This window comes from Bacterioplanes sanyensis, assembly GCF_002237535.1.
GTDB classification, from domain to species: Bacteria; Pseudomonadota; Gammaproteobacteria; order Pseudomonadales; family Oceanobacteraceae; genus Bacterioplanes; species Bacterioplanes sanyensis_A.
Window position 1 is genome coordinate 3,931,316 of record NZ_CP022530.1, and the last position, 13,619, is coordinate 3,944,934.

Consider the following 13,619-nt stretch of genomic DNA (forward strand, 5'->3'; position numbering starts at 1 on the left):
AGTTTTAAAAGCCGTTTTGAATCAGCCGGCTACAAAACATGACATAAAGACACTGATTATTTTAAATTCTAGAAAAATGAGAAATTGATATAAAAAAACCCGCCAGCAGGCGGGTTCATATTCAGGGTTACGCAAACAAGGTTATAGCAGGGATCTGCCTTTTTTCGCTGCAGTACGCAAACGCAGAGCTTTAAGTTTAATAAAGCCCTCGGCTTCACCGTGGTCGTAAGCCCCGTCATCGTCTTCAAATGTCGCTGTCATTTCACAGAACAGCGTATCGTCAGATTGGCGACCCACAACGATCACATTGCCTTTGTACAGTTTTAAGCGCACATCGCCGTTGACCATGGTTTGAGTGTCATCAATGGCGGCCTGCAGCATTTTACGCTCTGGGCTCCACCAGTAACCGTTGTAAATCAACTTGGCGTAGCGCGGCATTAATTCGTCTTTTAAATGCCCCGCTTCACGGTCCAGGGTAATGGACTCAATCGCGCGATGCGCTCTTAGCAGCACGGTGCCGGCCGGTGTTTCATAGCAGCCACGCGCTTTCATGCCAACGTAACGGTTTTCAACAATGTCGGCGCGGCCAATGCCATTGGCACCTGCGATTTTATTCAGCTCTTCCATAATGGTCGCCGGCGATTTTTCCACCCCATCAATGGCAACCGGGTCGCCTTGCTTAAAGCTGATGGTGATGTAAGTCGGCTCATCCGGTGCGTTTTCCGGCGAGACTGACCACAGCCACATGTCTTCTTCCGGCTCGGTCCAAGGATCTTCCAACAAATCGCCTTCATAGGAGATGTGCAACAAGTTAGCGTCCATCGAATAAGGCGACTTTTTGCCCGCTTTATTTTCAACCGGAATATCGTGGCTCTGGCAATACGCCATCAATTTTTCACGCGAGTTCAAATCCCATTCGCGCCACGGCGCAATCACGCGCACATCGGGTTTGAGTGCGTACGCACCCAGCTCAAAACGTACTTGGTCATTACCCTTGCCTGTGGCGCCGTGGGCAATCGCCTGAGCGCCGGTTTCGTTGGCAATTTCAATCAAACGCTTGGCGATCAATGGTCGAGCAATGGAGGTGCCGAGCAGGTACTCGCCCTCATAAATGGTGTTGGCACGCAGCATCGGGAAGATAAAGTCACGCGCGAACTCTTCACGCAGATCATCGATGTAGATTTCTTTGATGCCCAGCGCTTCGGCTTTGGCGCGAGCAGGCTCGACCTCTTCACCTTGGCCCAAATCCGCGGTAAAGGTTACCACCTCACACTGGTACTCTTCCTTCAGCCACTTAGCGATCACCGACGTATCGAGACCACCCGAGTAGGCCAGCACCACCTTCTTGATGTCTGACATGCATTTCTCCAACTTGAACTGCCCGGCTATTGGGTTGCGCATGGTCGCGCAGATCACGGGCTAAGAAAAGAACGGCATTGTAACGCCTAGAATTTAATTTTGCCAGATAAGCAAATCGTCGAATTATATTCACCGACTGGCGCTGGTAAATCCTTGTCGGGCTGGCAGCTGGAAGCGCAACTCAGGCGGCAACTCCATATCCTGGCGCTGCTCCAACCGCACCGTCACCCGGCGGTTCTCCGCCCTTCCGGCGGCGGTAGCGTTATTGGCCACAGGGTAGCGACCGCCATGGAAGCGCGTGGTGATTTTTTCCGGGTCAACACCTTTTAAAATGAAGTAGCGCTCAACCGCCTCCACCCGAGCTTTGGAGATTTGTCGATTGTCGTAGCGGCGGCCTTGGCGATCGGAGTGACCGTCCAAATAAATGGCGAAAACTCGTGGATCGTTTTGCACGTAGAAGATAATACGGTCTAGCAGCGCTTTATCGCGCAGATCGAGGCCACGCTCGCCCGATCCGAAGAACACCTTAGAGCGCGCTACTTGCTCAAAATTCATCGGCAGCAGCTGATCCACACACTTGAGATAGTCCTGGTAATAATCTTTGAACATCACCGCCGATACGTGGACCTTGATGGAGCGGCCACGATCGTAATAGGTCTGATGGGCAATGGTCGGCCACTTGCCTTCTAGCAAGGCATGCAAAAACTGATTGGTGCGGCGTTTGTCCAGCACCAAATTGGGCGAATCATCGACAATACGACTGGTGCCAAGGGGTTCGCTGCGGCCACTGGGCTGCCACGGCGGCGGTAAGATACTGACCTGCGCCTGGCTGTAGTCCATCAGATTACGGTTGGTCAGCAAGCGAAACTCAACATCCTCACCGGCCTGGTGATAAAACTGCGCACGACCGTACCCCGGAATGCGTTGCTCGAACACGCATTCGAAGATGGAGCCACTCAGCGACCACTGCGTGGTTTCAACTGAGCCCCCATATTCCAGTGCCAATGCAGGGGCTGACGCCGTCATCGACATCAGCCAGCACAGCAGCCTGCCTTTCAGGGTACGGACCATAACTTCATTCTGTCGTTTTCATGCCAAGCCTACTGTATAGACGCCCGTGTATAGACACCCAAATAACGGACGGTTTCCCGGTCTGCTGAGGGTATCGGCCAAGGCTGGCGAAAGTTGAGCACTTTTGCTGCATCGGCATTTGCTTGTGCTTCCGGTACAATGCGCGCCAACTCCCTGTACCAGAGCACCGAGGTTGGCCCATGACTGATCGAATTACCCTTACCCGCCCTGACGACTGGCATCTGCATCTGCGCGATGGCCGCTTGCTAGAGCATACGGTGCCAGCCACCGCCAGGGTCATGGGGCGGGCGATCATCATGCCTAACCTGCAGCCACCGGTGATGGATGCCGAGCAAGCCTCCGACTACCGTCATCGTATTTTGGCAAAAGTACCGCAAGGTCTCAGTTTCAATCCGTTAATGGTGTTGTATCTGACCGACAACACCACGCCAGAAATGATTCGTGAGGCAAAAGAGTCAGGCCATGTCGTCGCTGTGAAGCTGTACCCGGCTGGCGCCACCACCAACTCAGATTCGGGTGTCACCGACCTTAGCAAGCTGGATGACATTGCAGCGGCGTTGGCGGAAAACGATATGCCGTTGCTGGTGCATGGCGAAGTCACTCACTCGGAAGTGGACATATTTGATCGCGAAAAGCGCTTCTTGGATGAAATCCTGGCGCCTTTGGTGGCACGCCATCCGAACCTGCGCTTGGTCGTTGAACACATTACCACCGCCGATGCGGTCGAGTTTGTGCGCTCACAAGGTGATCATGTCGGCGCTACCATTACCGTCCAGCACCTGGCGTACAATCGTAACCACATGCTGGTGGGGGTATCAAACCGCACTACTATTGCTTGCCGATTTTAAAGCGCGGTCGTCATCAGCAAGTGCTGCAGGAAGCCGCCATCAGTGGCAGCCCGAAGTTTTTCCTCGGTACTGACAGTGCACCACACGCTAAGGGCGCCAAAGAAAGTGCTTGCGGCTGCGCTGGCTGCTTTACCGCCTACGCCGCCATTGAGCTGTATGCCGAGATTTTTGAAGACCTAGGTGCGCTGGATAAACTCGAAGGCTTTGCCAGCTTCTTTGGGCCAGATTTTTATCGTCTGCCACGCAACAGCGACGAGATCACCCTGGTAAAAGAGGCATGGCAGGTGCCACAAGAAATGACCTTTGGTGACGATGTCATCGTACCGCTGAGAGCCGGCGAAACACTGCGCTGGAAACTGGATTATTGAGCCGAAGGGCCTTAATTGACTAATCGAATAGGCAAGGCATGAGCGATTCGCAACAAAAATCATTGATGGCCCAGCGCTTTCGCGGTTTTTTACCCGTGGTAGTGGACGTCGAAACCGGTGGCTTCAACGCGCGTACCGACGCGCTGTTAGAAATAGCCATGGTGACATTAGGCATGGACGAGCAGGGCTATCTGTTTCCAAAAGAAACCCTGTCGGCATTGGTGCACCCCTTTGATGGCGCCAATTTAGAACAAGAAGCGTTGGATTTCACCGGCATTGATCCGTTCGACCCGGACCGCGATGCGGAGTTTGAAATTGACGTACTGACGCGCATGTTCCAAACCGTGCGCCGTGAAATCAAACATTACGATTGCAACCGTGCGGTGCTGGTGGGCCACAACGCTCATTTTGATCACGGCTTTTTGCGCGAAGCGGTGGCTCGCAACGACATTAAGCGCGATCCATTTCATCCGTTTTCATCGTTTGATACCGCTTCCATCGCGGCGCTGGCCTTGGGCCATACCGTGCTGGCAAAAAGCTGCAAAATGGCCGGTATCGAGTTTGATAACAGCGAAGCGCACAGCGCCGCTTACGATACGCAAAAAACGGCAGAGCTGTTCTGCTACATGGTTAACCGTTATCAGGACCTGGGTGGCTGGCCATTGGCTAGCACCGAGGACAGTGAATAAATCGCATGGATTTTCATTTTTTTTATAACGAGCGCCAGCTTCCTTGTGCCAAATTATCCATGGACCACGAGGCCTTTGGCTTTTGGTTAAGCGATGACTTGGGCGACAACCATGAAGTGCTGACGCAACTGCTGGAAAAAACCGACGCACTGCTGACCGGTGAGCTGCAAGAGTTTGAGTGGCGTGGCCACGATTTTATGCTGCGTTTATCACGCGATGACGCCGATGTGATCGCCCATGAGTTACTGCAACAACACTCATTGGATGAATTAAACGAAGAAGATATGGATTTTTACGACGCCGAGTCCAGAGCCAGCTGCGGCCTTGAGGACTTTAAAGACTTGCTCATTGAGTGGCGAGATTTTCTCGAGCAGTAGAGAGCAGAATAAGGTGTATAAAAAAGAAGGCGCTAAGCGCCTTCTTTTTTGCCTATTAAGGGCGCATCAATACAAAGGTTTCGTATTCTTTCGCCGCTCTGGCATTGGCACTTAAACCAACACCGCCGCCAAAATCAGCACGCACAAACTTACCGTTGTCGGCTTTTAAAGCAATGGCATTATTGGACTGTGTTACCAGCTCAAATTGCGCCGCCACTTCTGGTGAATCAAACTTGGCTTTTAAAGTGCCAAACACATAAGAGTCCAAGCCAACGTATTGGCCACCGCGAGCGCGCAGCGCCACTTTATTCTCTGTTACAGGCTCTAAAACAAACGTTTCCCACGTACCGATGTGATCAGAACCTGCAGAAATAAAGCTATCACCGCCGCTCATGGCACGCACATAGTGGCCGTTACTGGTTTGCAGGTGCAGAGGCTCACCGAAGTATGGGAAAGGCTGGCGCTCGGTTTGGCTGGCGTCAAATTGGAATAAACCACGTACCGGATAATGATCCGATAAATCCCACTCGCCCCACAGTTCGTCATTGGTTGAGCGCGGTGCAAAAGCATTTTGCTCAGCACTGATGGGCGTTTGATGCGCTCGGCTCACCAAGGTGTAATCCAGGTACTCAACATAAGGCTGCTCGGCCCAGAAATTGGTGTTGGCATCATAGGTTTGATCATGACCGGTATTTTGCGGCTCCATGGCGTTTAACACCGCCTCCATGTAGTCACGGTCCTCTGGTAAACCACCTTTATTGACGTTGAAATCACCGGCCATCACCACGGCTTCGTTGGCAGGAATGTTCAGCGAGCGAATGTACTCACCCATTTCTAGCAGCTGCGCTTTGCGTGCATTGCGGTTAGCGTCGTCGTCTGACGACTGCGTGTGCGTAGCAAACACGTGATACGGCTTACCCAACTTGTTGATCTTGGCGTAGATTACCCCACGCGTCGCCGCGCACTGCAGACCGTCACAGGCCTGATACTTGTGCGCCGCTTCCAGCTCAAATGGCCAACGCGACAGCACGCGAGTGCCCGAACCCATCACTTTGCCCAGCTTAAAGATTTCGCTGGTTTGATACGGGTATTCAGCACGCAGTGCATCCAGCAAAGTATTGCTGGCGATGGGGTCAAACACTTCGGTCAACACCAGAACGTCATACCCCGCCATCACCTCAGGCATCAAACCTAAGCGAGTACCGACCTTTTTTGAGCCATAAATCGTTGTTGCCCAGACGTTATAACTCAGCACATTGAACGAGCCGGCATCAGCCAATTTGGGTTTTTCATCCTGCGTCTGAATCACGTAGTGCAGCTGGCCGCCGTCTTGTAACTGTTGGCCTTTGACCGCCACTTGCGCATCGAACTGCCCTAACTCCACCAGCTGGCGATGGGTTTGCTCGCCGCTAAGTTGCGGCAGTTGCCACTGATTACCCGACGCCGAATAGCTCAACTCAGTGCCTTGCAGCTGCTGGCTCAATTGCACGGTAAAATCGCCCGCGCTGAGGGTGATGCGCTGCTCGGACTGTGAATCCTCATCGCGCAGCAACACGCTCAGCTCACGCGTCGCTAACGCTGGGATCTGATCACTGAGTAAAGTGCCGTGGGAAGATGAAACCGTCATTGGTTGCAACGTGCTGTTGGTCACCAACACACGGGTTTCAAGGGTTTGAGGCGGCACGTCAGACATGGCCCAAGTGGGCAAAGCCAGAACGGACGACAGCATCAGTGCCGCTGTTTGGATATGGGTAGAGCGCATATGGCACCTTCTACTTAGACAAAGGTGCGTAATGTAACGGATGTTGCAGCGCAACGTTACTGTTTTGTTACCACTTTTTGGCTTGAGTCGGCCCTGACACCGCCAAGCAACAGCGAGGCATCAATGCCAGCGTGCTAAAGCTTCTTGCAAGATTGGCAAGGTATACGCCTGCTCTGCTTTACAGCCCTGGCGCTGCGCCGACTGAGTGAGGGTGCCGGCATCAAAAGCCAGACAAATCGACGCCGCCGGCTCTGGCACCCGCCCGTGCAAATCGGCCACCACCGACGGCGAGCTCATCACCGCCATCAACTGCTGCATCAGCCTGAGGCCGTCGGCAAACGCCAGTTGCTGCGCCATCCATTGCTGAGCCACGTAACGCGCCAACTGGTTAATCGCCTGTTCCAATGGGCTGCCCTGCTCCCTGCAGTAGACCTGCAGACCTTGCAATAACGCTGTTGGCGTAACGGCACTGTGTTGCAACTCGTTTAACTGTACTTCGCTTAAATCCATAGCGGCATTCCTAATTAGAAAGTCGTACAGATTCAGTCTACTGCAGCCAGCAAATATAACCACAACAAAATAAAGGTTTTTGACACCCCGAACATCTATTGCAGTTGGGTGATTTCCCAGCCGTCCATGCCTTGCCAGCGAATGTCGTCGCCCACACCTTTGTGCAGCACCAACTGCGCCAGCGGTGCATCGCTGCTCACCACCGTCACTGCATTGCCCTGCCACAGTAGACGTCGGCCACCGGCCAATAAAGTCAGCCACAGCCAGCGCTCCCCCTGCTGCGGATGGCAAAGCTGAATCAAAGCACCGCACGCTATTTCGTCGTCGTCATCAAACGCGGGCACGTCCCATTTCGCCAATCGAATACGCTGCTGTTGCAGCTCCAGGATGCGCTCAGACTGACCATGCGCCAGATAGGCAGCCTCCAAGCTAAGAGTGTCGTACTGGTTTTCCGGCTTATTATCTTCGTGAGCAGCGGTTTGTTGGGCTTGTGTTGCAGCGCTGATGGCGGCTTCGATTTCTTCATCGAGGCTGCGCAGCAAGGTCTGTTTGAGTTGGTCTTTATTCAAGCGGGTCATACCTGATCTGCAGGATGGACAGAGCATGGCATTATAGCGCTCCACCCTCGGAGATCTGTTATGAATCTGCAGCGCAGCACCTTTTGTCGCCCAATACGCCGCCAGCAGCTGGACATTATCGGCATCCAGCATCCTTTGTTTTCAGCAGAACTGGCGCTGCAAGGTGCGCAGTTGCTGAACTTCCAGCCCCAAGGGGATCCCCCCTGGCTATGGCTAAGCGAGCAGGCGGACTACCTTCAGGGCAGCTCGGTGCGTGGCGGCATTCCCGTTTGTTGGCCCTGGTTTGGTGACTTACGGCGCAACCCACAGGCTGTGCAACAGCATTTCCAGGGGAACGGCAGTTCAGCTCCAGCACACGGTTTAGCACGCACGGCCTTGTGGCAGTTGAGCGCGCTGAAAGAAGACGTGCACCAAGTCGATCTGACCTTGGCCACACAACAGCTCAGCCGTTTATGGCCCACCATGTCTGCACAACTGCACATCACCCTGCGCCGCGACCGCTTGGTTTTACGCCTTAACAGCCGCAATGACAGCCCGAATCCGGTGACTATCAGCCAGGCCCTGCACACCTACTTGCCGGTGGAGGACATTCGCACAGTGACAGTCGGCGGGCTGCAAGGGAATACCTACATCGATGCACTGGATGATTGGCAATCCCGCCAACAACAGGGGCTAGTTAGATTCAGCGCGGAGACGGATCGCATCTACCACAGCCAAGGGCCTTTACGCCTGCAATCCGGTCAGCACAGCCGCACCTTGGTGAGCAACAGTGCCAGTACGGTGGTGTGGAACCCTTGGATCAATAAAAGCCAACGCTTGAGTCAGTTTCACCCCGATGCTTGGCAACGCATGGTGTGCATCGAAACCACCAACGCCGCCTTTGATTGCGTTGCGCTACAGCCTGGCCAGCAGCACAGCTTGCAGCTACAGCTAACCTGACCCTGCGCAACATCCGTGTCATAAGCTCGGCATACACTGCAGCGATCAACTAGCGGGGTGTTGGCGATGGAATACAACGAGTGCCCAGTTCTGGACTCCGAGGCAGTCAACCGTGAGCACGATGAGCTGGTGCGGCTGGTCAACCAAGCCGAATACGAAGCCTTTATGGGGCGACCGGCGCGGCGCCAGCTGTTGCAACTGCAGCACTATATGCAACAGCACTTTCAGCAAGAAAACAGCGCCTTAACCGCTCTGTCACTTCCCCTAGCAGAGCAACATCAAAGCGATCATCAGCGTTTATTAGCCTTGGTGGAGCGTGCTTACAACAGCGGCGATTTGGACGAAATGCTGGAGATTCTGACCGACCAACTGCCCGACGCCATTGTGCAGCACATCGACCGCTTTGACCGTCAGGCGGTCAACTGGCTCAAACGCCACCAGCATTCTGCCGCCTGAAAATTTACATTGATAGGAACTAACGCTTAACAGGCGCGCGCCACATCCACGATGGTGCGGCGCAGCCAGCGGTGGGCATGGTGGTGCTGCAGCAGCGGCGACCACGCCATTTTTAATTCAAACGGCGGAATCTGAAACGGCGGCTCTTTTACCAACAACGAGGTTGAGCGTGCCTGCATTTCCGCCACTTTACGCGGCAAGGTCGCCACCAGATCGTTATTCAACGCCAGCAACGCTGGCATTTGGTAGTGACGAGTAAACACGGAGATTTTGCGTTTATACCCCAACTGCGACAGGGCGTTATCAACCCAGCCCAGGCGAATGACTTTTTCCGGGTCGATGCCGACACCGGCGCCCATGCCGGTTTTGCTGACCCAGATGTGCTTACTGGCAACGTAAGCTTCGAGGTCAAAATCCTCCACCGACGGGTGGTCCGGATTCACCAAACACACAAAGCCGTCTTCCCACAGAGTCATCTGATGGAACGACTGTGGCATTTCATCAAAACGGTTGATGGCCATGTCGACGCGTCCGGCTTCAACATCTTTAAAGGTCACATCGGAGGGCGTCAGCACATCAAGAATGACGTCCGGCGCTTCCGTGCGCAGACGTTTAACCAGCTCAGGCACCAGCGTCGATTCGGCATAGTCACTGACCATGATGCGAAACACCCGGTGGCTGCTGCTGGCATCGAATTCTTCCAGCGGCTGCAACGCCGCCTCCAGCTCACCCAGCGCTTTGCGAATGACCGGCTGCAACTCTTGCGCGCGCTCCGTCGGCGTCATGCCCTCGGATGTGCGCACCAGAATGGGATCTCCAAACAATTCGCGCAGGCGGCGCAAACCATTGCTCATCGCCGGCTGGGTGATGCCCAGCAGCTGAGCGGCCTTGGTGACGCTGCGCTCACGCAGCAACACATCGAGATACACCAGCAGGTTTAAGTCAATTCGATCAATATTCATTCAGCGCCTCCGATCGGGGCGCCATTATCCCTATTTCGCACGCATTCACCAAGTCGATGGCCGACATAAACTGAAGTTATGCAGGGAGATGATCTTTTATGATGTCGTAAAGCTCAGGGCGACCCGCCTCAATTTCAGCAGCACTCAACCCTTCCAGCGAATGCGGATACTTCAGCCAAGCGCTGGTCTCATGCAGGTAGTAATCCGGCACACGATCGGTCTTGTTGCGAGCCGGTTTGTAATACGGCACGGCGACGCGAATATCGTGCGGCGTATTCAAACGAGCACGGCGCTGCAGCTCGTTGACGATGGCTTCAATTGAGCGGCCGCTGTCAAATACGTCGTCAACAATCAACAGACGATCTTCGTGGGTGACGTTTTTGACCAAATAGTTGAGGCCAAACACTTGTACCTCTTTGGCTTGCTTGTCGATGTCCGGGTAGTACGACGAGGTACGAATGGCGATGTTGTCCGTTTCAATGCCGTGATAATCGAGATACTCTTGCACTGCAATGCCGATGGGTGCACCGCCGCGCCAGACTGCGATAATAAAGGTTGGTCTGAAACCGCTGTCCAGCACCTGGGCCGCCAAACGGTAGGAATCTTCCAACAACCCTTGGGCAGTCAGATAGAGTTTTTCGCTCATAAACAATCTCCGGCATTGCAATTAGCTGACCGCTTGGTCAGTGGTGTATGATAACCGGTTCACACGCTTGATCCCACTGGTACGCCACTATGCAAAAACGCTTTCTGGACGAAGAAACCCTGATTCAAGACTCTTTCCGTCTGGCTGTCTCTATTTTTGAGAGCGGCTTTCGTCCCACCTTTATCGTCGGCTTGTGGCGCGGCGGCAGCTCCGTCGGCATTTATGTGCAGGAATGCCTGCAGACATTGGGGGTGAAAACCGACCACATTTCCTTGCGCACGTCGTATCGCGGTCTTCCGGCCTATCAAAGCATGGTACAAAACCCAGAGGACATTCGCGTTCACGGAACGCAATACCTGGTGGAAAACCTCAACCATGACGACGGTCTGCTGATTGTCGACGATGTCTTCAGCACAGGTTACAACATTCGCGCCGTGATCAATCGCTTACAGAGCAAGCTCAAGCGCAACATGCCAGAGCAAGTGAAAGTGGCCACCTTGTATCAGCGCTCCAGTCATAACCGCACTGATATGTCGCCCGACTTCTGTTTGCACGATACCAACGACTGGTTGGTATTTCCCTACGAGCTAAAAGGTCTAAGCCGCACCGAGGTCGAACAGCACAAACCCTTTATGGCAGACCTGCTTAGGCCTGCCTTGCTGACTGAAAGCAAAGACGACAGCGGCGCTGAATAAGGCAACTTAAACAGGTGCGAAGCCGCTAGAACAGATGCGAAGCCGCTAGAAGGCTTGGTGAGATTTGACGGCCTTAGTGAATTCGGCGCCGCCATATACGGCTGTGCGCCTTGAGCAATACTTTATCCGAGCTTGCAGCGCACGTCTGCCGCAAACCGCTAAGCCAACAGCGAGCGTACAATCGCTCCAGTGCCAGACAGCGCCGCAATGGTCAAAATCAGAGGACGCAGTGCGCCGCCTGGCACACGATGCAACAGCCGCCCCGACAGCCAAAACCCAACCAATACACCCGGCACAGTCAGCGAAAACAGCGTCACTTCGAGCTGGTGAATAAAGCCAGACATCAGCAAGCCAAGAAAGGCGGTCGCGCTGCCAAATAAGAAAAACGCCGACAAATTGGCCCGCACCAGTTCGGCCGGTTGGCGCTGATAAATCAGGGCAATCGGTGGGCCACCAACAGCGGTGATGGTGCCCATAAAGCCAGACAAACCGCCTGCCAGTATGCTGTTACGTTGATTCAACGCCGGTTTTAAACCCGCTACACTCAGCCCCACCGCCAGCAAAATCAGCACACCAAATGCCAAACCAAAGCCAGCCGGTGACAGTCGCGTCAGCACCACCGCCGCCGCCAAGGTACCGATAGCAGCGCCCAGCATGGCGTGACGCACGGCCGCAAACCCTAAACTGGTGCGATTGCGGACCAGCATCAACACGGTCAGCACCATGGCATTCATGGTTAAGGTACCAGGCACCAGCGCGGGACTAATCAGAAACAACAGCGGCGCCGACAAGGTGCCGATGCCATAACCGGCGACGCCTTGCAGCAAAGCGCCCGCAGCAATGGCCAGATTCGCCAACAACAGCTGTAACAGCGACAGTGGCAGAGCGTCCATAGTAATGTCCTAACAATAAAAAAGCGGGCTATAAGCCCGCTTAACATAGACAGTAAAAAGCTTACAGATGCTCAACCCGAATGCGCGTCAACTGACCGACCACGCTATTGAGACCTTCGATGGCCGTCATGGCATCGTTCATAACTTTTTCCTGCACTCGGTGAGTCAGCAAAATAATTTGCGCCAGTTCTTCACCCGGTGCCGGTTCGCGCTGAATGATGGCTTCGATGCTGATGCCACGCTCACTCAGCAAGCTGGCCACGCTGGCCAATACGCCCGCCTTGTCCAGTGCTTGGATACGCAAGTAGTACGCTGTCTCGATGTCTTCAATTGGCAGCACCTGCTCATCTTCAATCGTGTTGAAGGCAAGGTGATTCACACGCGCGCTGTTGTCGGCGTCCATCGAGCGCGCCAGATCAATGATGTCAGCAACCACCGCCGATGCAGTTGGGCCCGCGCCAGCACCGGCACCAACGTACATGGTATCGCCGACGGCATTGCCGTTGACCATCACCGCGTTAAGTACACCATCAACATTCGCGATTGGACGCGAGGCCGGCACCATGGTCGGATGCACACGCAGATCGATGCCGCGCTCACTTTGACAGCTGATACCTAAATGCTTGATGCGATAGCCCAACTCCTCAGCGTATTGCACATCTTCTGTGGTGATGGTGCTGATGCCTTCGGTGTAACAGCGGCTGAACTGCAGTGGGATACCGTAAGCGATGGAGGCTAAGATGGTCAGCTTGTGAGCAGCGTCGATGCCTTCAACGTCAAACGTAGGATCCGCCTCGGCGTAACCCAGTTGCTGCGCCTCTTGCAGCACATCGGCAAAGTCACGGCCTTTGTCGCGCATTTCCGTCAGAATGAAGTTGCCGGTGCCATTAATGATGCCCGCCAGCCAGTTAATGCGGTTGGCGGCTAGACCTTCGCGCAGCGCTTTAACAATCGGAATACCGCCAGCAATGGCCGCTTCGTACATTACCGACACCCCTTTGGCCTCAGCGGCAGCAAAGATTTCGGCGCCGTGTTCTGCGATCAGCGCTTTGTTGGCGGTGACCACGTGCTTGCCGTTTTCAATCGCTGTCAGTACCAGCTTTTTGGCCACATCGTAGCCACCAATCAGTTCAACAATAATGTCGATCTCTGGGTTTTGTGCCACCGCGAAGACATCATCGGTCAGCTTGTACGCGCTGGTGTCGTAATCTGGATTTGGCTGACGAGTAGCAATTTGCTCAACAATAATGTCGCGACCAGCCCGGCGGGTAATGTTTTGCGCATTGGTAGTAAGCACACCAAACGTGCCACCACCGACTGTACCAAGACCACAGATACCTACTTTTACCGGTTTCAACGTCGCGTCTCCTTAGAGTTCAGATCAATTGCCCGAATGCTATTCAGGCCATGAATGCGGCAATGTATCACACATTGGTGGGCGCATG

The 13,619-nt window shown here is 54.2% G+C and carries 14 protein-coding genes and 1 pseudogene; 6 read left to right on the top strand and 9 right to left on the bottom strand.

What is annotated here, in order from left to right; all coding sequences use genetic code 11:
- Window positions 1–141 precede the first annotated feature (141 nt).
- Complete coding sequence (locus CHH28_RS18030) at window positions 142–1,359, bottom strand: argininosuccinate synthase (protein ID WP_094061627.1); 1,218 nt, start codon at window positions 1,357–1,359, stop codon at window positions 142–144.
- A 129-nt stretch (window positions 1,360–1,488) separates the two neighbouring features.
- Window positions 1,489–2,430: a flagellar protein MotY gene (locus tag CHH28_RS18035; protein WP_094061628.1), complete on the bottom strand. Its 942-nt coding sequence runs from the start codon at window positions 2,428–2,430 to the stop codon at window positions 1,489–1,491.
- Window positions 2,431–2,630: 200 nt separating this feature from the next.
- Between CHH28_RS18035 and pyrC the strand changes: the two are divergent.
- From pyrC to CHH28_RS18050, 3 genes and pseudogenes are all read left to right on the top strand, one after another.
- Window positions 2,631–3,667: pseudogene (gene pyrC / locus CHH28_RS18040) on the top strand (dihydroorotase).
- 38 nt (window positions 3,668–3,705) lie between these two features.
- Window positions 3,706–4,356, top strand: coding sequence for a ribonuclease T (gene rnt, locus CHH28_RS18045; protein WP_094061629.1), 651 nt, complete (start codon window positions 3,706–3,708; stop codon window positions 4,354–4,356).
- A 5-nt stretch (window positions 4,357–4,361) separates the two neighbouring features.
- The gene (locus CHH28_RS18050; RefSeq protein ID WP_094061630.1) at window positions 4,362–4,733 is read left to right on the top strand and encodes a YacL family protein; all 372 of its coding nucleotides are present in this window, start codon (window positions 4,362–4,364) and stop codon (window positions 4,731–4,733) included.
- A 55-nt stretch (window positions 4,734–4,788) separates the two neighbouring features.
- On the opposite strand, the gene CHH28_RS18055 is transcribed toward CHH28_RS18050, so the two are convergent.
- The 3 genes from CHH28_RS18055 to CHH28_RS18065 form a co-directional block, all read right to left on the bottom strand.
- Window positions 4,789–6,495 (bottom strand): endonuclease/exonuclease/phosphatase family protein, encoded by a 1,707-nt coding sequence (locus CHH28_RS18055; RefSeq protein ID WP_199243940.1) that lies wholly within the window; start codon window positions 6,493–6,495, stop codon window positions 4,789–4,791.
- Window positions 6,496–6,615: 120 nt separating this feature from the next.
- The gene (locus CHH28_RS18060) at window positions 6,616–7,005 is read right to left on the bottom strand and encodes a hypothetical protein (protein ID WP_094061631.1); all 390 of its coding nucleotides are present in this window, start codon (window positions 7,003–7,005) and stop codon (window positions 6,616–6,618) included.
- 95 nt (window positions 7,006–7,100) lie between these two features.
- A complete protein-coding gene (locus tag CHH28_RS18065) occupies window positions 7,101–7,583 on the bottom strand; it encodes a hypothetical protein (RefSeq protein ID WP_094061632.1) in 483 nt (160 codons plus the stop codon).
- 60 nt (window positions 7,584–7,643) lie between these two features.
- Between CHH28_RS18065 and CHH28_RS18070 the strand changes: the two genes are divergently transcribed.
- Together CHH28_RS18070 and CHH28_RS18075 are read left to right on the top strand one after the other, a co-directional pair.
- Window positions 7,644–8,522: a D-hexose-6-phosphate mutarotase gene (locus CHH28_RS18070; protein WP_094061633.1), complete on the top strand. Its 879-nt coding sequence runs from the start codon at window positions 7,644–7,646 to the stop codon at window positions 8,520–8,522.
- Window positions 8,523–8,588: 66 nt separating this feature from the next.
- Window positions 8,589–8,978 (top strand): bacteriohemerythrin, encoded by a 390-nt coding sequence (locus CHH28_RS18075; RefSeq protein ID WP_094061634.1) that lies wholly within the window; start codon window positions 8,589–8,591, stop codon window positions 8,976–8,978.
- Between the two features lie 26 nt (window positions 8,979–9,004).
- Here the strand turns inward: CHH28_RS18075 and CHH28_RS18080 are convergent, their stop codons facing one another.
- Window positions 9,005–9,940, bottom strand: coding sequence for a LysR family transcriptional regulator (locus CHH28_RS18080; RefSeq protein ID WP_094061635.1), 936 nt, complete (start codon window positions 9,938–9,940; stop codon window positions 9,005–9,007).
- A 76-nt stretch (window positions 9,941–10,016) separates the two neighbouring features.
- Window positions 10,017–10,586, bottom strand: coding sequence for a phosphoribosyltransferase (locus CHH28_RS18085; protein ID WP_094061636.1), 570 nt, complete (start codon window positions 10,584–10,586; stop codon window positions 10,017–10,019).
- A gap of 89 nt (window positions 10,587–10,675) precedes the next feature.
- Between CHH28_RS18085 and CHH28_RS18090 the strand changes: the two genes are divergently transcribed.
- Entirely contained in the window at window positions 10,676–11,281 is a 606-nt protein-coding gene (locus CHH28_RS18090; RefSeq protein ID WP_094061637.1) for a phosphoribosyltransferase, read from the top strand.
- A gap of 158 nt (window positions 11,282–11,439) precedes the next feature.
- Here CHH28_RS18090 and CHH28_RS18095 read toward each other — a convergent pair whose 3' ends face one another.
- Together CHH28_RS18095 and CHH28_RS18100 are read right to left on the bottom strand one after the other, a co-directional pair.
- The gene (locus CHH28_RS18095) at window positions 11,440–12,174 is read right to left on the bottom strand and encodes a sulfite exporter TauE/SafE family protein (RefSeq protein ID WP_094061638.1); all 735 of its coding nucleotides are present in this window, start codon (window positions 12,172–12,174) and stop codon (window positions 11,440–11,442) included.
- A gap of 61 nt (window positions 12,175–12,235) precedes the next feature.
- Window positions 12,236–13,531, bottom strand: coding sequence for a homoserine dehydrogenase (locus tag CHH28_RS18100; RefSeq protein ID WP_094061639.1), 1,296 nt, complete (start codon window positions 13,529–13,531; stop codon window positions 12,236–12,238).
- Between the last annotated feature and the right edge of the window lie 88 nt (window positions 13,532–13,619).

Bases quoted from the DNA above. Each gene is read 5' to 3' on its own strand.
- CHH28_RS18030 (WP_094061627.1), bottom strand. From the start codon at position 1,359: ATGTCAGACATCAAGAAGGTGGTGCTGGCCTACTCGGGTGGTCTCGAT.
- CHH28_RS18035 (WP_094061628.1), bottom strand. From the start codon at position 2,430: ATGGTCCGTACCCTGAAAGGCAGGCTGCTGTGCTGGCTGATGTCGATG.
- rnt (WP_094061629.1), top strand. From the start codon at position 3,706: ATGAGCGATTCGCAACAAAAATCATTGATGGCCCAGCGCTTTCGCGGT.
- CHH28_RS18050 (WP_094061630.1), top strand. From the start codon at position 4,362: ATGGATTTTCATTTTTTTTATAACGAGCGCCAGCTTCCTTGTGCCAAA.
- CHH28_RS18055 (WP_199243940.1), bottom strand. From the start codon at position 6,495: ATGCGCTCTACCCATATCCAAACAGCGGCACTGATGCTGTCGTCCGTT.
- CHH28_RS18060 (WP_094061631.1), bottom strand. From the start codon at position 7,005: ATGGATTTAAGCGAAGTACAGTTAAACGAGTTGCAACACAGTGCCGTT.
- CHH28_RS18065 (WP_094061632.1), bottom strand. From the start codon at position 7,583: ATGACCCGCTTGAATAAAGACCAACTCAAACAGACCTTGCTGCGCAGC.
- CHH28_RS18070 (WP_094061633.1), top strand. From the start codon at position 7,644: ATGAATCTGCAGCGCAGCACCTTTTGTCGCCCAATACGCCGCCAGCAG.
- CHH28_RS18075 (WP_094061634.1), top strand. From the start codon at position 8,589: ATGGAATACAACGAGTGCCCAGTTCTGGACTCCGAGGCAGTCAACCGT.
- CHH28_RS18080 (WP_094061635.1), bottom strand. From the start codon at position 9,940: ATGAATATTGATCGAATTGACTTAAACCTGCTGGTGTATCTCGATGTG.
- CHH28_RS18085 (WP_094061636.1), bottom strand. From the start codon at position 10,586: ATGAGCGAAAAACTCTATCTGACTGCCCAAGGGTTGTTGGAAGATTCC.
- CHH28_RS18090 (WP_094061637.1), top strand. From the start codon at position 10,676: ATGCAAAAACGCTTTCTGGACGAAGAAACCCTGATTCAAGACTCTTTC.
- CHH28_RS18095 (WP_094061638.1), bottom strand. From the start codon at position 12,174: ATGGACGCTCTGCCACTGTCGCTGTTACAGCTGTTGTTGGCGAATCTG.